General features: G+C 72.0%; 19 protein-coding genes. 6 read left to right on the top strand and 13 right to left on the bottom strand.

What is annotated here, in order from left to right:
• Positions 1-124: 124 nt before the first annotated feature.
• A complete protein-coding gene (locus OG245_RS05885) occupies positions 125-1,282 on the bottom strand; it encodes a glycerophosphodiester phosphodiesterase (RefSeq protein ID WP_371622482.1) in 1,158 nt (385 codons plus the stop codon).
• 263 nt (positions 1,283-1,545) lie between these two features.
• Between OG245_RS05885 and OG245_RS05890 the strand changes: the two genes are divergently transcribed.
• On the top strand, positions 1,546-2,217 hold the full coding sequence (locus OG245_RS05890; protein ID WP_371622483.1) for a lysophospholipid acyltransferase family protein: 672 nt from the start codon (positions 1,546-1,548) through the stop codon (positions 2,215-2,217).
• Positions 2,218-2,289: 72 nt separating this feature from the next.
• On the opposite strand, the gene OG245_RS05895 is transcribed toward OG245_RS05890, so the two are convergent.
• Positions 2,290-3,834 carry an MFS transporter gene (locus OG245_RS05895; protein WP_371622484.1) on the bottom strand — a complete coding sequence of 515 codons (1,545 nt, stop codon included), beginning with the start codon at positions 3,832-3,834 and terminating at the stop codon, positions 2,290-2,292.
• Positions 3,831-4,382 carry a TetR/AcrR family transcriptional regulator gene (locus OG245_RS05900; RefSeq protein WP_371622485.1) on the bottom strand — a complete coding sequence of 184 codons (552 nt, stop codon included), beginning with the start codon at positions 4,380-4,382 and terminating at the stop codon, positions 3,831-3,833. The genes OG245_RS05895 and OG245_RS05900 overlap by 4 nt, the downstream gene beginning before the upstream one ends.
• 275 nt (positions 4,383-4,657) lie before the next feature.
• Here OG245_RS05900 and helR point away from each other — a divergent pair, with 275 nt between their 5' ends.
• Entirely contained in the window at positions 4,658-6,823 is a 2,166-nt protein-coding gene (gene helR / locus OG245_RS05905) for an RNA polymerase recycling motor ATPase HelR (RefSeq protein WP_371622486.1), read from the top strand.
• A 30-nt stretch (positions 6,824-6,853) separates the two neighbouring features.
• Here helR and OG245_RS05910 read toward each other — a convergent pair whose 3' ends face one another.
• The 3 genes from OG245_RS05910 to OG245_RS05920 form a co-directional block, all read right to left on the bottom strand.
• Entirely contained in the window at positions 6,854-7,825 is a 972-nt protein-coding gene (locus OG245_RS05910) for an aldo/keto reductase (protein ID WP_371622487.1), read from the bottom strand.
• 99 nt (positions 7,826-7,924) lie between these two features.
• Positions 7,925-9,355 (bottom strand): argininosuccinate lyase, encoded by a 1,431-nt coding sequence (argH, locus tag OG245_RS05915; RefSeq protein ID WP_371622488.1) that lies wholly within the window; start codon positions 9,353-9,355, stop codon positions 7,925-7,927.
• A 113-nt stretch (positions 9,356-9,468) separates the two neighbouring features.
• A complete protein-coding gene (locus OG245_RS05920) occupies positions 9,469-10,662 on the bottom strand; it encodes an argininosuccinate synthase (protein ID WP_103507470.1) in 1,194 nt (397 codons plus the stop codon).
• Positions 10,663-10,887: 225 nt separating this feature from the next.
• Here OG245_RS05920 and OG245_RS05925 point away from each other — a divergent pair, with 225 nt between their 5' ends.
• Positions 10,888-11,589: a L,D-transpeptidase gene (locus tag OG245_RS05925; protein ID WP_371622489.1), complete on the top strand. Its 702-nt coding sequence runs from the start codon at positions 10,888-10,890 to the stop codon at positions 11,587-11,589.
• Positions 11,590-11,599: 10 nt separating this feature from the next.
• Here OG245_RS05925 and OG245_RS05930 read toward each other — a convergent pair whose 3' ends face one another.
• From OG245_RS05930 to argC, 5 genes are read right to left on the bottom strand one after another with little or no spacing between them, the layout of a single operon-like run.
• The gene (locus tag OG245_RS05930; RefSeq protein WP_371622490.1) at positions 11,600-12,136 is read right to left on the bottom strand and encodes an arginine repressor; all 537 of its coding nucleotides are present in this window, start codon (positions 12,134-12,136) and stop codon (positions 11,600-11,602) included.
• Positions 12,137-12,161: 25 nt separating this feature from the next.
• A complete protein-coding gene (locus OG245_RS05935) occupies positions 12,162-13,361 on the bottom strand; it encodes an acetylornithine transaminase (protein ID WP_371622491.1) in 1,200 nt (399 codons plus the stop codon).
• Positions 13,358-14,335: an acetylglutamate kinase gene (argB, locus tag OG245_RS05940; RefSeq protein WP_371622492.1), complete on the bottom strand. Its 978-nt coding sequence runs from the start codon at positions 14,333-14,335 to the stop codon at positions 13,358-13,360. Before argB ends, OG245_RS05935 begins: the two co-directional genes overlap by 4 nt.
• The gene (gene argJ, locus OG245_RS05945) at positions 14,332-15,486 is read right to left on the bottom strand and encodes a bifunctional glutamate N-acetyltransferase/amino-acid acetyltransferase ArgJ (RefSeq protein ID WP_371622493.1); all 1,155 of its coding nucleotides are present in this window, start codon (positions 15,484-15,486) and stop codon (positions 14,332-14,334) included. Before argJ ends, argB begins: the two co-directional genes overlap by 4 nt.
• Entirely contained in the window at positions 15,483-16,511 is a 1,029-nt protein-coding gene (gene argC, locus OG245_RS05950) for an N-acetyl-gamma-glutamyl-phosphate reductase (protein WP_371622494.1), read from the bottom strand. The genes argJ and argC overlap by 4 nt, the downstream gene beginning before the upstream one ends.
• Positions 16,512-16,626: 115 nt before the next feature.
• Between argC and OG245_RS05955 the strand changes: the two genes are divergently transcribed.
• The 3 genes from OG245_RS05955 (at position 16,627) to OG245_RS05965 (ending at position 18,035) form a co-directional block, all read left to right on the top strand.
• Entirely contained in the window at positions 16,627-16,980 is a 354-nt protein-coding gene (locus OG245_RS05955) for an ArsR/SmtB family transcription factor (RefSeq protein ID WP_371622495.1), read from the top strand.
• On the top strand, positions 16,980-17,438 hold the full coding sequence (locus OG245_RS05960) for an SRPBCC family protein (RefSeq protein WP_371622496.1): 459 nt from the start codon (positions 16,980-16,982) through the stop codon (positions 17,436-17,438). Before OG245_RS05955 ends, OG245_RS05960 begins: the two co-directional genes overlap by 1 nt.
• Positions 17,439-17,516: 78 nt before the next feature.
• Complete coding sequence (locus tag OG245_RS05965) at positions 17,517-18,035, top strand: pyridoxamine 5'-phosphate oxidase family protein (protein WP_371622497.1); 519 nt, start codon at positions 17,517-17,519, stop codon at positions 18,033-18,035.
• Between the two features lie 134 nt (positions 18,036-18,169).
• On the opposite strand, the gene OG245_RS05970 is transcribed toward OG245_RS05965, so the two are convergent.
• Together OG245_RS05970 and OG245_RS05975 are read right to left on the bottom strand one after the other, a co-directional pair.
• A complete protein-coding gene (locus OG245_RS05970; protein WP_007445858.1) occupies positions 18,170-18,514 on the bottom strand; it encodes a hypothetical protein in 345 nt (114 codons plus the stop codon).
• A gap of 351 nt (positions 18,515-18,865) precedes the next feature.
• Positions 18,866-19,195: a deoxyxylulose-5-phosphate synthase gene (locus OG245_RS05975; RefSeq protein ID WP_371622498.1), complete on the bottom strand. Its 330-nt coding sequence runs from the start codon at positions 19,193-19,195 to the stop codon at positions 18,866-18,868.
• Between the last annotated feature and the right edge of the window lie 25 nt (positions 19,196-19,220).

Raw genomic sequence — 19,220 nt, forward strand, 5'->3', positions numbered from 1 at the left:
ACGTGCCGTGAGCGCCGCCGGTTGCCCCGGCGGCACCGCACCACCCGACCGGGGTACGTGAGGACGGGCGGCTGACGGCGCACCCCGTGTACGGCGGGCGCGCCGTCACCGTCTCCGTACCGGGTCAGCGTCCGGCGTGGTCCGCCGCCGCGAGCAGCGCGGTGTCCGGGTGGTCGGCGAAGATGCCGTCGATGCCGGTGGCGAGGTAGGCGGCGCAGGCGCCGAACACGTCACCGTAGGCGTTGGGGTCGGTGCCGCGCCGGAAGTCGGCGGGCAGGAAGCTGTTCTCGTTGCGCAGCGTGTACGGGTGTAGCCGCAGGCCCTCGGCGTGCGCGTCCCGCACCAGGGTGGTCGGGGTGGTGAGCCGGCCCGAGGCGTCCTTGGGGATGACGAGGTCGAGGGTGGGGCCGATGCCCTGGGCGAAGGAGGCCATCCACTTCAGCCCGGCGGGCTTCACCAGGTCGGCGACGGTGCGCGGGTCGCCCGACTCGACGAAGTCCCAGGGGCGCTCCTTCGGGCCGGACAGCAGGACGATGCGCGGGGTGTCGACGAGGCGCGCGAGGCGCTGGACGGAGCCGGGCTCGAAGGACTGGAGGATGAGCGCGGAGTCGCGGCGGTCCCGGCCGTAGCGGCGCAGCAGCCGGGCGAGCGGCTCCTCCAGGCCGAGGCCGAGCTTGCGGAAGTAGGTGGGGTGCTTGGTCTCCACGTACAGCCAGACGGGCTTGGAGCGCCTGCGGCCCTCCTTCTCCGCCCAGCGCAGCACCTCCTCGAAGGTGGGGACCGTCCAGCGGCCGTTGTAGAGGGTGTTGTCCGGGCGGCTGCCCGGGATGCGCTCCTCGGCCCGCAGGGTCTTCAGCTCGGCGAGGGTGAAGTCCTCGGTGAACCAGCCGGTCAGGGAGAGTCCGTCGATGCTCTTGGTGGTCCTGCGGCCGGCGAACTCGGGGTGGTCGGCGACGTCGGTGGTGGCGGTGATGTCGTTCTCGTGGCGGCAGACGAGGTGGCCGTCCTTGGTCGGCACGAGGTCCTGCTCGATGATGTGCGCGCCCATGTCGAGGGCCAGCTGGTAGGAGCCGAGGGTGTGCTCGGGGCGGTAGCCGCTGGCCCCGCGGTGGCCGATGACCGTCGGCACGGGCAGATCGCGCAGCGATCCGTGGCCGCCGCCGTGGCCGCGGCCCCGCTCGGCCGCCCGGGCGGTGGCGGGCAGGCCCAGGGCCGCGGTGCCGAGGACCGCGGCGCCCAGAAGGGTCCGCCGGCCGGGGGTCGTCCACGCACGCTCCGTCATGAATGCTCCTCGCTTGGTGATGTCCGTGACCGGTCGAGCGAGGCCCGATCGTAGGCTGGGAGGTGTACGAGAGGACGGCTCCTCGGCCAACATGGCGGAAACACACGTCAACACCATGTATCCGCTTCGTGAACCCGATGTGCGATCAGGGCATACCCGCGAGTATCGTCCTCACCTGCACCGACCATCACCCGTCGGCACCGGCGACCGCCCGTACGACCCATTCCATCGCGGCCGGCCAGGCCACGACACCGGAGGAACCGTTGTCCCGTCTCACGGTCATCAAGGCAGTGCTCGGACCGATTCTGCGCCTGATGTTCCGCCCACAGGTGGAAGGCGTCGAGAACATTCCCGGGAGCGGGCCGGTGATCCTCGCGGGCAACCACCTCACGTTCATCGACTCGATGATCATGCCGATCTGCTGCGACCGGCCGGTGTTCTACATCGGCAAGGACGAGTACGTCACGGGCAAGGGCCTCAAGGGCAAGCTGATGGCCTGGTTCTTCACCGGCTGCGGCATGATCCCGGTGGACCGGGACGGCGGCCGGGGCGGGGTCGCGGCGCTGATGACGGGACGCCGGGTGCTGGAGGAGGGTCAGGCCTTCGCGATCTACCCGGAGGGCACCCGCTCCCCCGATGGCCGGCTCTACCGGGGCCGTACGGGCATCGCGCGGCTGACGCTGATGACGGGCGCCCCGGTGATCCCGTTCGCGATGATCGGGACCGACAAGCTGCAGCCGGGTGGCGCGGGTCTGCCCCGGCCGGGCAAGGTCACGGTGCGCTTCGGTGAGCCGATGGAGTTCTCGCGGTACGAGGGCATGGACCGCGACCGCTATGTGCTGCGGGCGGTGACCGACTCGGTGATGGCCGAGGTGATGCGGCTGTCCGGCCAGGAGTACGTGGACATGTACGCGACGAAGGCGAAGGCGGCCTGACCCGCGCGGCCGTACGAGGAAGGGCCCGCACCCCCGAGGGGGTGCGGGCCCTTCCTCGTACGGCCGCGCGGCCTACGGGTGCTCGACGCTGTCGTCGAGCTTCTGGCCCCGCAGCAGGAACCAGGCCGCCACCGCCGCCGCCAGCAGCACCGACGCGCCGACACCCGCCGCGGACCGCAGTCCGTCGACGAACGCCTCCTGGGCCGCCGAGACCAGCGGCCCCGCCTGGGCGGCGGGCAGTGCCCCGGCGGCCTCGACCGCCCCGCCCAGTGACTCGTGGGCGGCCGACTCGACGTCGGCGGGGATGCCGGACGGGGTCGGGAAGCCCCGGTAGACGCCGGTGACGATGGAGCCGAGCAGGGCGATGCCGAGGGCCGCGCCCAGCTCGTACGCGGTCTCGGAGACGGCGGACGCGGAGCCCGCCTGCTCCTTCGGGACGCTGGAGAGGATCACGTCGGCGGTGACGGTGAAGGCGAAGCCCGCGCCGACGCCGACGACCAGCAGCATGGAGCCGAGCAGCGGATACCCGGTGTTCTGGTCGAGCAGGGTCACACTGCCCAGGGCCAGTCCGACCGCGGCCAGACCGCCCGAGACCACGGAGCGGACCGAGAAGCGGCGGGCGGCGAACCCGGCCAGCAGACCCGCGGTCACCGCGCCGATGGCTGCGGGCAGTTCGGCGAGCCCGGCCTCCAGCGGTCCGCGGCCCTGCACCAGTTGCAGGAACTGGGAGAGGAAGAAGACCAGACCCGACAGGCCGAGGATGGTCAGCAGGTCGGCGAGGACCGCGCCGGAGAAGCCCCGGTGGTGGAAGAGCCGCATGTCCAGCAGGGGCGCGGGCAGCCGCAGCTGCCTGCGGACGAACCAGGTGAGCGCGCCGACGCCGGCGACGGCCGCCGCACCGGCCCCCCAGCTCACCCCGTGCGCGGCCGCCTCCTTGATCGCGTACACGACACCGATCATGCCGACCAGGGAGAGCCCGACGCTGAGCATGTCCCACGGGCCGGGAGCCGGGTTCTTGGACTCGGGGATCAGCTTGATGCCGACGACGACGAGGACGGCCATCACGGGCAGGTTGATGAGGAAGACCGAACCCCACCAGAAGTGTTCGAGCAGGAACCCGCCGACGACCGGGCCGACGGCCGCGCCCGCCGAGGCCATCGCGCCCCAGATCCCGATGGCGAGGCTGCGCTCGCGCGGGTCGTGGAAGAGGTTGCGGATCAGGGCCAGGGTGGACGGCATCAGGGTGGCGCCCGCGACACCGAGGAGCGCCCGGGCCACGATCATCATCTCGGGCGTGGTCGCGTACGCGTTGAGCACGGAGACCGCGCCGAACGCGACGGCGCCGATCAGCAGCAGTTTCTTGCGGCCGATCCGGTCGCCGAGGCTGCCCATCGAGACGAGCAGGCCGGCGATGACGAAGGAGTAGACGTCGCCGATCCAGAGCAGCTGGGTGCCGGTCGGTTCGAGGTCCTCGCTGAGGAACGGGGTGGCGAGACCGAGGACGGTCGCGTCCACGGCCACCAGCAGCACGGCGAGGACGAGGACGGCGAGTGCGATCCACCGCCCCGGGCGGCGTACCGCGTCCATGGTGTCCGGGTTCTGGTCGGTGCTGGTCATTGCTCTACGCTCCGGCGTGCTCCGCCGAGCAGCAACTCGACGATCATGTGTTGGAAATCCTGTGCGGCGACCCGTCCCGCCTGGACGGCCCAGGCGCCGGTGCCGACGAGCCCGTAGAGGGCCTCCGTCAGCCAGGCGGGGGTGAGGTCGATACGGAACTCGCCGCGTTCCTGGCCGCGGCGGAAGAAGGCGGAGACCCGGGCGTCGGCCCGGTTCCAGCCCTCGTTGACCTCGTCGCCCTCGAAGAGCTGGTTCTCGTTGACGAGGAAGGACAGCAGTCCGGCGCTGGGCTCGACGGCCGCGATGAGGCGGCGCAGCCCCTCCTCGGAGGTGTCCTCGTCGAGCCGGGCGGCGTCGAGGGCCGCCTCGAACTCCTGGATGCCGAGACTCTCCAGCGCCCTCACCAGGGCGTCGCGCCCGGCGAAGTGGCGGTGGAGGGTGGCCCGGCCGATGCCCGCAGCCCTGGCGACCTCGTCCATGGTGGCGGTCGATTTGCGGGTCAGCAGGGCGGCGGCGCTGCGCAGCACCTGCTCACGATCGAGAGTCATGAGACGACCATAAACCATCTGAGACAGATTCGTCTCATTGAATGGTGTGCGAGCAGGCAGGAGGAGGACGCGGGGGCGAAGGCGGGGCAGGCCGTGAGGCGCGGAGTGCGCGGTGGGAAACAAAAAAGTGGCCGGAGGTGGATCCACTCCTTGCCACTCTCAACTTATAGCGCACGGGGGGCCTTGCGGCAAGCCCCCCCGTCTGCCGCAGAATCGTCCGCCGTAGCCGGGACGGGACGCCGCCCCCGTCCGTACCGCAGATCGGAACCGATGCCGTGACACCCCTGACCGCCAGCGCCTTCGACCTCCCCGACCGCCTCTCCCCCAAGGCCGACCCGGCGCTGATCGCGGCTGACGAGCAGCACTTCGCGGCCGTCGCCCAGTGCCTGGAACAGTCGGTCGCCGAGCTGACCGACCGGCTCGCGGCCGAACGCAGGGCGCCCGGCGGGGCGAGCCGGCAGGCGATGGACCGCGATGTGGAGATCCACCGGCTGACCGGCCGGCTGCGCGCCCTGCGCCGGTTCGGGCTCGACCTGTGTCTCGGGCACATGGTCGCCGCGGACGGCTCCGGTCCGCTGTACGTGGGACGGCTCGGGCTGACCGACAGTACGGGCCGCCGTCTGCTGCTCGACTGGCGCTCCCCCGCCGCCGAACCGTTCTTCGGGGCCACCCACGCTGATCCGATGGGCCTGGCCGGCCGTCGCCGCTACCGCTGGGCCGACGGCCGGATCAGCGACTACTGGGACGAGGTGTTCGCTCCGGAGGGCTTCGCCGGGCATGCCGCGCTGGATGACCAGTCCGCGTTCATCGCCAGTCTGGGCGGCAACCGTTCGGCCCGGATGCGCGATGTGCTGGGCACCATCCAGGCCGACCAGGACGCCGTGATCCGGGCGGGTTCCCGGGGCACGCTCGTCGTCGACGGCGGGCCCGGGACCGGGAAGACCGTCGTCGCCCTGCACCGCTCCGCCTTTCTCCTGTACTCCGACCCGCGCCTCGGCCACCGCCGCGGTGGCGTGCTGTTCGTCGGGCCGCACGAGCCCTACCTGGGATACGTCTCCGATGTCCTGCCCAGCCTCGGGGAGGAGGGCGTGCGGACGTGCACCCTGCGGGACCTGGTCGCCGAGGGAGCGACGGCGGGCGCCGAGACCGACCCGGAGGTGGCACGGCTGAAGGCGTCGGCGGACCTGGTGAAGGCGGTCGAGCCGGCCGTCCGGTTCTACGAGGAGCCGCCCGCCACGGGCGTACGGGTTCGGACGCACTGGTCCGACATCTGGCTGGGCGCCGCCGACTGGGCGGCGGCGTTCGGGGCGGCGGACCCGGGCACACCGCACAACGAGGCGCGGGAGGTGATCTGGGAGGAGCTGGTCACGATCCTCGTGGACAAGCACGACGGCGACGCCCCGGAGGAACAGCTGCGCGCCTCGCTGCGGCGGAACCGGGAGCTGTTCGCCCTCTTCGACCGCGCCTGGCCGCTGGTCGAGGCGGCCGACCTGGTCGGCGACCTCTGGTCCGTACCCGCCTATCTGCGCAAGTGCGCCCCCTGGCTGACCTCGGAGGAGGTCGGGCGGTTGCAGCGCCCTCAGGCGCGGGCCTGGACGGTGTCCGACCTTCCTCTCCTGGACGCGGCACGGCAGCGGCTCGGCGATCCGGAGGCGTCCCGGCGCATGCGCCGTCACCGGGCGGCGGCCGCCGCCGAGCGGGAGCAGATGGACCGGGTCGTCGAGAGCCTGCTCGCGGACGAGACCCTGGCCGACGCGGACGCGGACGGCGAGGGTGCGCTGGCGATGCTGCGCGGGGCGGATCTCCGGGAGTCCCTGGCCACCGCCGACCGGCCGAGCGGAGCCGAACCCGACCTGCTGGCCGGGCCGTTCGCGCACATCGTCGTGGACGAGGCGCAGGAACTGACCGACGCCCAGTGGCAGATGCTGCTCCAGCGGTGCCCGTCCCGGAGCTTCACCGTCGTCGGGGACCGGGCGCAGGCCCGGCACGGGTTCACCGAGTCGTGGCGGGAGCGGCTGGAGCGGGTCGGGCTCGACCGGATCACCCTGGCGTCCCTGACCATCAACTACCGGACGCCGGAGGAGATCATGGCTCGGGCGGAACCGGTGGTCCGGGCCGTGCTCCCCGACGCCAACGTGCCGGTCTCCGTGCGCGGCAGCGGCATCCCCGTCAGGTACGGCCCCGCCGGGGACCTGGAGACCGTCCTCGCCGACTGGCTCGCCGCGCACGACGACGGGATCGCCTGTGTCATCGGCGCCCCCGCGTTCCGGGCGACGCCCCGCGTGCGGTCGCTGACCCCGGAGCTGTCGAAGGGCCTGGAGTTCGACCTGGTCGTCCTCGTCGACCCGGAGGACTTCGGTACGGGCGTCGCGGGGGCGGTGGACCGCTATGTCGCGATGACCCGGGCGACCCGGGAGCTCGTCGTCCTGACGAGCTCCTGAGGCCGTCGGGGCCGGGTCGCGGGCGGGGCTTCAGTGCCAGGGCAGGCCGGCCCGGTGCCGCCAGTAGGACTCCGGGTCCTCGACCAGGGCGTCGAGCCCCGCTCGCTGCTCGTCGTCCAGGTCGACGACGGCGGCGTGCAGATTGCCGGAGAGCTGGCCCGCCGTGGCCGCGCCGGAGAGCACGACGCCCGCCCAGGGCTGGTGCAGGACCAGCGCGAGGGCGACCGCGTCACCGCCCACGCCCGCGGCGGCGGCGATCTCCTGGAACACCGCGGGGGCCTCGTCCCCGGCGAGGCGTCCGTTGGCCATGCCCTCCTTGACGATCACGGTGAGTCCGGCGTCGTGGGCCTCGGCGAGCGCGGGCGCGGCCGAGGTCTCCAGCGCGTTGTAGGTGGCCTGGACCGTACGGAAGAGGGGTTCGCCGTCGACCGTGACGGCGAGGGCGGCCCGGATCGCGTCGGCCTGGGCGGGCCCGCTGGTGGAGAGGCCGACGGTGACGCCGTCGGCGGCCAGGGCGGCCAGGCGGCCGAGCAGTTCCTTGTCGGTGAGCGCCGGGCTGTCCGGGGTGACCGAGTGGACCTGGTAGAGGCTGAGCCGGTCGCCGAGGAGGCCGCGGGTCTCGGCGTACTGCCGCTCGAAGGTGGCGAGGCTGTGGTCCTTGACCTCGTGTTCCGCTGCCTCGACGCTCCAGTCGGCGGTGTAGGTGTACCCCCATTTGCTGCCGACGACGAGGTCGGTGAACGAGGGCCGGGCGTCCAGCCACTCCCCCAGGAACTCCTCGGCGCGGCCGTAGGAGCGGGCGGTGTCGACGTACCGGACGCCCTGGGCGTAGGCGGCGTCCAGCAGTTCGTGGGTGCGGGCGCGCAGGGCGTCGGGGTCGCGGTCGGCGGGCAGGTCCCGGTCTCGGTGGAGATTGATGTAGCCGGGCCTTCCGACGGCGGCAAGGCCCAGCCCGATGTGGGCGGTCGGGGTCGTCGCGGCGGCCAGGGCGGCGAAGGGCATCGCGGGCTCCTCGGGGTCGGGTTTCGGTTACTCCTACCCCGGTGAGCCCGCGATGCTCTTCGTCCATCCGGTGCGGCACGGCTCCCCGCGCGGCCGCCGCTACGGCCGGCGGGCGGTCGCCCAGGCGTGCTGGGCGGCGAGGTCTTCCTTCACCTCGGCGAGCTGTACGGCGACGGCGGAGGGGGCCGTTCCGCCCCGGCCGTCGCGGGAGGCGAGGGCGCCCCGCACGTTGAGCACCGTGCGGACCTCGGGGGTGAGGTGCTCGGAGATCTTGGCGAACTGCTCGTCGGTGAGCTGGTCGAGCTCGATGCCGTCCCGCTCGCACTCCTTGACGCAGGCGCCGGCCACCTCGTGCGCCACCCGGAACGGAACGCCCTGCTTGACCAGCCATTCCGCGATGTCGGTCGCGAGCGAGAAGCCCGCCGGGGCCAGCTCCTCCATGCGCTCGCGGTTGACGGTGAGGGTGGCCATCATCCCGGTGAAGGCGGGGAGCAGGACCTCCAGCTGGTCGCAGGAGTCGAAGACGGGCTCCTTGTCCTCCTGGAGGTCCCGGTTGTAGGCGAGCGGGAGCGCCTTGAGCGTGGCGAGCAGGCCGGTCAGATTGCCGATGAGGCGGCCGGACTTGCCCCGGGCCAGCTCCGCGATGTCCGGGTTCTTCTTCTGCGGCATGATCGAGGAGCCGGTGGAGAAGGCGTCGTGCAGGGTGACGAAGGAGAACTCCTTCGTGTTCCAGATGATGACCTCCTCCGCGATCCGGGAGAGGTTCACGCCGATCATCGCGGTGATGAAGGCGAACTCCGCGACGAAGTCCCGCGAGGCGGTGCCGTCGATGGAGTTGGCGACCGAGCCGTGCTCGAACCCGAGGTCGGCGGCGACCGCCTCCGGGTCGAGCCCGAGCGAGGATCCTGCGAGCGCCCCGGAACCGTACGGGGAGACGGCGGTGCGCTCGTCCCACTGGCGCAGCCGCTCGGCGTCCCGGGACAGGGACTGCACGTGGGCGAGCACGTGGTGGGCGAAGAGGACGGGCTGGGCGTGCTGGAGGTGGGTGCGGCCGGGCATCGCGACGTCCGCGTGGGCCTCGGCGAGGCCCACCAGGGCGGCCTGGAGGTCGGCGATCAGGCCGCCGATGGTCCGGGCGTGGTCGCGCAGGTACATCCGGAAGAGCGTGGCGATCTGGTCGTTCCGCGACCGCCCGGCCCGCAGCTTGCCGCCGAGGTCGGCGCCGAGGCGCTCCAGCAGCCCGCGCTCCAGCGCGGTGTGGACGTCCTCGTCGGCGATGGTCCCGGTGAAGGAGCCGTCCGCGACGTCGGCTTCGAGCTGGTCGAGCCCGGCGAGCATCCGGGTCAGCTCGTCCTCGCTGAGCAGGCCCGCCTTGTTGAGGACGCGTGCGTGGGCGCGGGAGCCGGCGATGTCGTACGGGGCGAGCCGCCAGTCGAAGTGGACGGACGCGGACAGCTTGGCCAGCGCCTCGGCCGGTCCGTCGGCGAAACGCGCGCCCCAGAGCCGGACGTCACCGTTGTTGCTGCTCACTGCGTGCTCCTCAAGAAGGCGAAGGCAAAGGCCAGGACGTAGGCCAGGGTGCGGATATGCGGCCGCCTCCCTGCCGCGTGACGACGGGGAGGCGGCTGTACGACGAGGGAGGGTCAGGCGAGGTCGCGCTTGGCCGCGATCTTGGAGGAGAGCCCGAAGATCTCGATGAAGCCCTGCGCCTTGGACTGGTCGAAGGTGTCGCCCGAGTCGTAGGTGGCGAGGTTGAAGTCGTACAGCGACTCCTCGGACTTCCGGCCGGTGACGACGGCGCGGCCGCCGTGCAGGGTCATCCGGATGTCGCCGGTGACGTGCTGGTTGGCCTCGTTGATGAAGCCGTCCAGGGCGCGCTTCAGCGGGGAGAACCACAGGCCGTCGTAGACCATCTCGCCCCAGCGCTGCTCGACCTGCCGCTTGTAGCGGGCCAGCTCGCGCTCGACGGTGACGTTCTCCAGCTCCTGGTGGGCGGTGATCAGCGCGATGGCGCCGGGCGCCTCGTAGACCTCGCGGGACTTGATGCCCACGAGCCGGTCCTCGACCATGTCGATCCGGCCGATGCCCTGCGCGCCGGCCCGCTCGTTGAGCTGCTGGATCGCCTGGAGGACGGTGACGGGACGCCCGTCGATGGCGACGGGCACGCCCTCCTTGAAGGAGATGACGACCTCGTCGGCCTCGCGCTGGGCGGCGGGGTTCTCGGTGTACTCGTAGATGTCCTCGATCGGCGCGTTCCAGATGTCCTCCAGGAAGCCCGTCTCGACGGCGCGCCCGAAGACGTTCTGGTCGATGGAGTACGGGGACTTCTTGGTGGTCGCGATCGGGAGGTTCTTCTCCTCGCAGAAGGCGATCGCCTTGTCCCGGGTCATCGCGTAGTCGCGGACCGGGGCGATGCACTTCAGATCGGGGCCGAGCGCGGAGATGCCGGCCTCGAAGCGGACCTGGTCGTTGCCCTTGCCGGTGCAGCCGTGGGCGACGATCCCGGCGTTGTGCTTGTGGGCGGCGGCGACGAGGTGCTTGACGATGGTCGGCCGGGAGAGGGCCGAGACCAGCGGGTAGCGGTCCATGTAGAGGGCGTTGGCCTTGATCGCCGGGAGGCAGTACTCCTCGGCGAACTCGTCCTTGGCGTCCGCGACCTCGGCTTCGACGGCACCGCAGGCGAGCGCACGCTTGCGGATGACGTCCAGGTCCTCGCCGCCCTGGCCGACGTCCACGGCGACGGCGATGACCTCGGCGCCCGTCTCCTCGGCGATCCAGCCGATGGCGACGGAGGTGTCCAGGCCGCCCGAGTAGGCGAGTACGACGCGCTCGGTCACGGGTTTCTCCTTACGGTGCAATCACTGATGGGTATAACTATGCAGTCCTCTGTATTGTTTGTCAAAACAGCAGGTCAGGGCGGTGTTCTCGGCCGTTTCAGCGTGATGTCGTGGGTCTGCCGGGGGCTGTCGGACACCGTGGGGGCGTACGGTCGCGGTGAGCCGCTGGGCCGTACGGAGCAGGTCCGGTGGGGCGTGCCCGACTGCCGCCGTACGGTCCGGAGCATGCGCAGATCACTGGTGACCGCCGCCGTACTCCTCGCCCTGGCCGGCTCCCTCGGGGCCGGGCCCGCCGACGCCCCGCCCCTGCCGGACCGGCTGGCGGACACGGGCGGCGGCTCCCAGCTGATCACCGCCGAGGCCCCGGACGCCGGCTCCACGACCGGGACCGTGACCTGGTGGGAACGGCGCGGGGGCAGGTGGGCGGAGGCCGGGTCGGCGCCCGCCAGGTTCGGGGCCAACGGGCTGGCCGAGGGGTCGACCCGGGAGCAGGGCACCAGCACCACGCCCACCGGGCTGTACGACCTGCCGTACGCCTTCGGCGTCGAGGAGGCCCCGGCCGGCACGACGTATCCCTACCGAGAGGTCACCGAGGACTCCTGGTGGTGCCAGGACAACGACGCGCGCGCGTACAACCGCTGGGTGGAGCCGCGTCCGGCGGACTGCCGGGCGGCGGAGGCCGAGCACCTGGTCTCCTACGGCACGCAGTACGCCCGCGCGCTGGTGATCGGATTCAACTACGACCGTCCGGTACGCGGCCGGGGCGCGGGCATCTTCCTGCACGTGAACGGGCGCGGGGCGACGGCCGGGTGCGTCTCGGTCCCGGCCGCCGCCATGGCGGAGATCCTCGCCTGGGCGGACCCGGAGCGCGCACCGCACATCGCGGTCGGCACCTCCTCGGGCCCGACCGCGATCACCCGCTACTGAACGGGGACGCTCAGCGGTCGTTCTGAGCGAGCCTCAGCAGGTGGTCGGCGAGCGCCTTGCCGCCGTTCGGGTCGCGGCTGATGAGCATCAGCGTGTCGTCGCCCGCGATGGTGCCGAGGATGTCGTGCAGTTCGGCCTGGTCGATGGCCGAGGCGAGGAACTGGGCGGCGCCCGGCGGGGTGCGCAGCACCACGAGGTTGGCCGAGGCCTCCGCCGAGATGAGCAGTTCGGCCGAGAGCCGGCGCATCCGCTCCTCCTTGGCCGAGCCGCCGAGCGGGGCCTGCGGGGTGCGGAATCCGCCCTCGCTCGGCACCGCGTAGATCAGCTCGCCGCCGGTGTTGCGGATCTTCACCGCGCCCAGCTCGTCGAGGTCCCGGGAGAGCGTCGCCTGGGTGACGCTCAGCCCGTCGTCGGCGAGGAGCTTGGCCAGCTGGCTCTGCGAGCGGACCGGCTGCCGGTTCAGGATGTCCACGATCCGGCGGTGGCGGGCGGTGCGGGTCTGCGGCACGGACGGCCCGCCGTGCTCGGATTCCTGCGCCTCGGTCATCGTCGTCGCCTCATTCTCCGGAGGGTCATGCTCCGGATCGTCCGTCCCCGTATGCCGCGTCGAGAGCGCTCGGCAGGATCTCCAGGAACGCGTCCACCTCCGCGTCACCGATGATCAGCGGCGGCATGAGCCGTACGACATCGGGGGCGGGCGCGTTCACCAGGAGGCCGGCTCCCTGGGCCGCCTGCTGCACCTGCGGTGCGAGGGGTCCGGTGAGCACGATACCCAGCAGCAGACCCGAGCCGCGGACGTGGGAGACCAGCGGGTGTCCCAGCGCCTCCACGCCCTCGCGGATCCTCTCCCCCAGCCGCTTGACGTCGGCGAGCACGCCGTCGGCCGCGAGGGTGTCGATGACGGCGAGACCGGCGGCGCAGGCGACCGGGTTGCCGCCGAACGTCGTGCCGTGGTGCCCCGGCTTCAGCAGGTCGGCCGCCGCTCCGAAGGCGACCGTCGCGCCGATCGGCAGACCGCCGCCGAGGCCCTTGGCGAGGGTGACGATGTCCGGCTCGACGCCCTGGTGCGCCTGGTGCTCGAACCACTGGCCGCAGCGGCCGATGCCGGTCTGGACCTCGTCCAGGACGAGCAGGGTGCCGGTCGCCCGGGTGATCTCCCGGGCGGCCTCCAGATAGCCCTTGGGCGGGACGACGACGCCGTTCTCTCCCTGCGTCGGCTCGATGATGACCAGCGCGGTGTCGGTGGTCACCGCTGCCCGCAGCGCGTCGGCGTCCCCGTACGGCACGTGGGTGACGTCGCCGGGCAGCGGGCGGAAGGGCTCCTGCTTGCCGGGCTGGCCGGTGAGGGCGAGCGCGCCCATCGTCCGGCCGTGGAAGCCGCCGTCGGTGGCGACCATGTGGCCGCGTCCGGTGAGCCGGCCGATCTTGAAGGCGGCCTCGTTGGCCTCCGCGCCGGAGTTGGCGAAGAAGACCCGCCCCTGACGGCCGAACAGCTGGAGCAGCCGCTCGGCGAGCGCGACGGGCGGCTCGGCGATGAACAGGTTCGACACGTGTCCCAGGGAGGCGATCTGGGTGGAGACGGCCTCGACGACGGCGGGGTGGGCGTGGCCGAGGGCGTTGACCGCGATACCGCCGACGAAGTCGAGGTGGCGGGTGCCTTCCTCGTCCCAGACGTAGGCGCCCTCGCCGCGGACGAGCGGCAGCCGGGGCGTGCCGTAGTTGTCCATCAGCGCGCCCTGCCACCGCTCAGTGAGTCCTTCGGCGCCGGTCATGATTCCCCCTGCTGCTGGTGTCCGTGCGTGGCCGGTGTTCCGTGTACGCCGGTTCCGTGTACGTCTGTTCCGTGTACGTCGATGGGGGCGTCGGGCACCACCATCGTGCCGATGCCCTCGTCGGTGAAGATCTCCAGCAGGATCGAGTGCTGGACGCGGCCGTCGATGACGCGGGCGGTCTCGACGCCGTTGCGCACGGCGTGCAGACAGCCCTGCATCTTGGGGACCATGCCGCTGGACAGCTCGGGCAGCAGCTTCTCCAGCTGGCTCGCGGTGAGCCGGCTGATGACGTCGTCGCTGTTGGGCCAGTCCTCGTAGAGCCCTTCGACGTCGGTGAGGACCATCAGGGTCTCGGCGTTCAGGGCGGCGGCGAGCGCGGCGGCCGCGGTGTCGGCGTTGACGTTGTAGACGTGGTGGTCGTCGGCGGAGCGGGCGATGGAGGAGATGACCGGGATGCGGCCGTCGTCCAGCAGCGCCTGGATGGCCCCGGTGTCGATGGCGGTGATCTCGCCGACCCGGCCGATGTCGACGCTCTCGCCGTCGATGGTGGGCCGGTGCTGGGTGGCGGTGATGGTGTGGGCGTCCTCACCGGTCATGCCGACGGCGAGGGGGCCGTGCTGGTTGAGGAGGCCGACCAGCTCGCGCTGGACCTGTCCGGCGAGCACCATCCGGACGACGTCCATCGCCTCGGGGGTGGTGACCCGCAGCCCGGCCTTGAACTCGCTGACCAGGCCCTGCTTGTCGAGCTGGGCGCTGATCTGCGGGCCGCCGCCGTGCACGACGACGGGCTTGAGGCCGGCGTGCCGCAGGAAGACGACGTCCTGGGCGAAGGCGGCCTTCAGCTCCTCGTCGATCATGGCGTTGCCGCCGAACTTGATCACGACGGTCCTGCCGTGGTGCCGGGTCAGCCAGGGCAGCGCCTCGACGAGGATCTGCGCCTTCGGGAGTGCGGTGTGCTTCCGCGCGGTGCTCATGAGCTGTACGCGCTGTTCTCGTGGACGTAGTCCGCGGTGAGGTCGTTGGCCCAGATGACGGCCGACTCGATGCCGGCGGCGAGGTCGGCGGTGATCCTGACCTCCCGGTAGCGCATGTCGACGAGGTCGCGGTCCTCGCCCACGCTGCCGTTCCTGCAGACCCAGACGTCGTTGATGGCGACGTTGAGCCGGTCCGGCTCGAAGGCGGCCTCGGTGGTGCCGATCGCGGAGAGGACACGGCCCCAGTTGGGGTCCTCGCCGTGGATGGCGCACTTGAGGAGGTTGTTGCGGGCGATGGACCGGCCGACCTCGACGGCGTCGTCCTCGGTGGCCGCGTTGATCACCTCGATCCGGATGTCCTTGGACGCGCCCTCGGCGTCGCCGATGAGCTGCCGGGCGAGGTCCGCGCAGACGGCCCGTACGGCCTCGGCGAACTCGCCCTGCTCCGGGGTGATGCCGCTGGCACCGGAGGCCAGCAGCAGCACGGTGTCGTTGGTGGACATGCAGCCGTCGGAGTCGACCCGGTCGAAGGTGGTCCGGGTGGCGTCGCGCAGGGCGGCGTCCAGCGCGGGGCTCTCGACATCCGCGTCGGTGGTGAGGACGACGAGCATGGTGGCCAGGCCCGGGGCGAGCATGCCCGCGCCCTTGGCCATGCCGCCGACGGTCCAGCCCTCGCCGCCCGCGACGGCCGTCTTGTGCACGGTGTCGGTGGTCTTGATGGCGATGGCGGCCTTCTCGCCGCCGTGCTCGCTGAGGGCGGCGGCGGCCTGCTCGATGCCGGGGAGCAGCTTGTCCATGGGGAGCAGCAGGCCGATGAGCCCGGTGGAGGCGACGGCGATCTCGCCCGCGCTGTGGCCCTTCAGCACCTCGGCGGCCTTCTCGGCGGTGGCGTGGGTGTCGTGGAAGCCCTGGGGGCCCGTACAGGCGTTGGCGCCGCCGGAGTTGAGGACGACGGCGGTGACCTCGCCGCCCTTGAGTACCTGCTCCGACCAGAGCACCGGGGCGGCCTTGACGCGGTTGGAGGTGAAGACGCCCGCGGCGGCGCGGCGCGGCCCGTCGTTGACCACGAGGGCCAGGTCCGGGTTGCCGCTCTCCTTGATTCCCGCGGCGATGCCCGCCGCCGAGAACCCCTGTGCTGCCGTGACGCTCACGGTGCCACTCCGATCGTCGAAAGACCTGTGTCCTCGGGGAGTCCGAGGGCGATGTTCATGCTCTGGAGGGCACCGCCCGCGGTGCCCTTGGCGAGGTTGTCGATGGCGCTGATCACGATGATCCGCCCGGCCGCCGCGTCGTACGCGACCTGGACCTGTACGGCGTTGGAGCCGTACACCGCGGCGGTGGCGGGCCACTGCCCCTCGGGCAGCAGGTCCACGAACGGCTCGTCCGCGAACGCCTTCTCGTACGCCTCGCGCAGGCTCCGGGCGCTCACGCCGGGCTTCGCCTTCGCGCTGCACGTGGCGAGGATGCCGCGCGGCATGGGAGCGAGGGTGGGCGTGAAGGAGACGGTCACCGGCTCACCGGCGGCGGCGCTGAGGTTCTGGATCATCTCGGGCGTGTGGCGGTGCCCGCCGCCGACGCCGTACGGGGTCATGTTGCCCATCACCTCGGAGCCGAGCAGATGCGGCTTGGCCGCCTTGCCCGCCCCGGAGGTGCCGGACGCGGCGACGATCACGGCCTCCGGCTCGGCGAGGCCGGCCCCGTACGCCGGGAAGAGCGCGAGGGAGACGGCGGTCGGGTAGCACCCGGGCACGGCGATGCGCCGGGACCCGGCGAGCGCGGACCGCCCGCCCGGCAGCTCGGGGAGCCCGTAGGGCCAGGTCCCGGCGTGCGGGGACCCGTAGAACGTCTCCCAGTCATTGGCGTCCTTCAGCCGGAAGTCGGCCCCCATGTCGACGACGAGGACCTCCTGCCCCAACTGCTCGGCCACGGCGGCGGACTGCCCGTGCGGAAGCGCCAGGAAGACGACGTCGTGGCCGGCGAGCACCTCGGCGGTGGTGGGCTCCAGCACCCGGTCGGCCAGGGGCCGCAGATGCGACTGGAGCGACCCGAGCGCCTGTCCGGCGTTGGAGTGCCCGGTGAGGGCGCCGATCTCGACGTCCGGGTGCGCCAGCAGGAGACGGAGCAGCTCCCCGCCGGCGTAGCCGCTCGCCCCTGCCACTGCTGCTCGTACCACCATCGGTAACCCTCCTGATCGATGGCATGACTATACGCATCGACGCACTTTTATGCAAAGAGTCATCGGTGCGGGGCAGCACTTGACCAGGGAACGGCGACCCTTAATAGTTAAGGACATGCCTAACTATGGCGAACCGCTGGACCGGGTGTTCCAGGCACTGGCGGACGGGACGCGCCGCGCGATGGTGGAGCGCCTGATCCGCGGGCCGGTGTCGGTCAGCGAACTGGCCAGGCCGCTGGAGATGTCGCTGCCGGCGGCCATGCAGCACATCCAGGTGCTGGAGGCCTGCGGGCTGGTCAGCTCAGAGAAGGCCGGCCGCGTCCGCACCTGCCGCATCGAGCCGGACGTGCTGCGGGCGGCCGAGGACTGGCTCGCCGAGCAGCGCACGTTCTGGGAACGGCGGCTGGACCGGCTCGGCGACTACCTGCTCGACGATCCCGGCACACCGGAGCAAAGGGGTTCCCAGTGATGATCGACCGTTCCGTCACGCACGCCACGTTCACCCTGGAACGGCTCTACCCGGCCACGGCGGCCCGGGTGTTCGCCGCATGGGCCGACCCGGAGGCGAAGGCCCGCTGGTTCTCCACGCCCGACGCCGACCATGAGCTGGACTTCCGGGTCGGGGGCCGGGAGATCAACCGCCGCCGTCCGGACGGCGGCCCGTCGTTGACGTTCGAGTCGCTGTACCGCGACATCGTCCCGGACGAGCGCATCGTCTACACCTCCGTGCTGCACGTGGGGCCGGACCTCGCGACGGCGTCGCTGACGACCGTGGAGTTCTGCCCGGCCGACAGGGGAGCCCGGCTGGTCCTCACCGAGCAGGGCACCTTCCTCGACGGCCGGGAGGAGCCCTCCTGGCGGCGGCTCGGAACCGGCGACTGGCTCGACGCCCTGGGCGTCGGGCTGGGTACGGGAGGACAGGGGTGAGCGGGCCGCCGAGGAGGTCGCGGCGCCTCCCGCGGAACCGGCCGACCGCGTTCCCGCCCGACCCCTCGAGGAGCTTCCATGTCCGACCGTGAACCGATGACCGAGCTCGGCCCGTTCAGCGACTCCGACGCCGACGCGACCCCCTGGCCGACCGCACTGCGCGAGCTCCGGCGGGCGCGACTGTTCTGGCTGTCCACCGTCCGCCCCGACGGCCGGCCCCATGTGACACCGTTGCTGGCCGTCTGGACCGGCGGCGCCCTGTACTTCGCCACCGGCGACCAGGAACGCAAGGCGCGCAACCTCCGCGTCAACGACCACTGCACCATGACGACCGGCACGAACATCCTGGACGGTATCGACATCACCGTCGAAGGACGTGCCGAGCCGGTGCGCGACCCGGCCGAACGCGGCACCACCGCCGACGCCTACGAGAGCAAGTACGGCGACCTCCTGACGAGCCCGGAGGGCACCTGGTACGGCCTCGGTGACACCATCCGCTCCGGCGAGGTGCTGCTGTATCGCATCGCCCCGGAGACCGGGTTCGCCTTCGGAAAGGGCGCGGCGTACAGCCAGACCCGCTACCGCTTCCAGCGCTGACCTTCCGGACAGCCGAACCGACCGGATCGACCGGAGCGGCACCGCGGTGAGCGTCCGATCGGCGCATGCCCGGCGACCGTGGCCCGTACAGGGCCACGGGCGGCGGCGCATGCGGCCGTGCGTGGAGCGGGGTGTCAGTGGAAGACGACCGAACGCACCTTCAGCCGCTCCGAGGCCCCGCCGGTGTGCGGGCGGAGCGGGAAGGAAGCGCCCTCGCAGTCCACGTCCGTGAAGACCTCCGCCCAGGCGTCGGTGCGGTTCTTCGGGGAGTGCCCGGGCTCGGGGTTCTCCAGGCCGACGCCCGGGAGGTTGACGCACTCGCCGCTGGGCGGGCTGTTCAGGAAGCCGGTCGCCTCGTACCCCTCGACGGTCACGTAGTCGTAGCGGAACTGCCCCTCGGCGGCCGACGCGGAAGAGGGAACGGCGGCGAGCAGCAGAGCGGCGCCGAGAACGGCGGGAAGGGTGGAGCGAAAGCGCATGGGTGAAATCCTTCTGGGCGATGGGGTGTTGCGATGGGACTGCCGCGCCCCTCCCCCGGCCCGCGGGCAGGCAGACAGGTCCGGTTCCGGGTGGGGCCTCGCGCAGGGATGTGTTTCCGCAGGCGCACTGACGCACGGATCACCGAGGCGACAGCGCCGTGACCCTGCGTACATATGGTGACACACAAAGCGACCTACCATGATCCAGAGTGGCCGCCGGGACCCGGTTCGGGACCGGCGGGCGCTACCTCGTGGCCCTTGTGCCGTCGGAACGGTGCTGGTCGCCCTCTGCACGCTCCCTCTCCGCCTGCTCCGCCTCGGGCACCCGTCACGCGGGAGGGCGCAGCGGCGCTACGCCACGTCCCGTCGGACGAGCGCCTCGGCCACCGGCGTGCCGCTGCGCCGCGCGTACGTCAGCCGCTCACGCACCTCACGCGGCGTCCTCGGACGGAATCCGGGCCCGCCGCAGCAGCTCTTGTGGAACCCCACGCCCGCGTTCAGCAGCACCGTGAGGGCCCGCCAGGCCGCGATGTCCCGCCGCCGCGGTGCCGCGAACGCCGACCCCACGTGGATCATCGGCTCCGCGCAGCGCGGACAGCTCCGCTGCCTTGCCCGGTCGTGGGTCTGCTTGAAGGAGGCGCGGCAGGGGAGGCAGACGTACGAGGTCTTCGCATGGCTCACCCGCCCAGCCTAGGGATCGCCCCGG

Source organism: Streptomyces sp. NBC_01116 (assembly GCF_041435495.1).
Classification (GTDB): domain Bacteria; phylum Actinomycetota; class Actinomycetes; order Streptomycetales; family Streptomycetaceae; genus Streptomyces.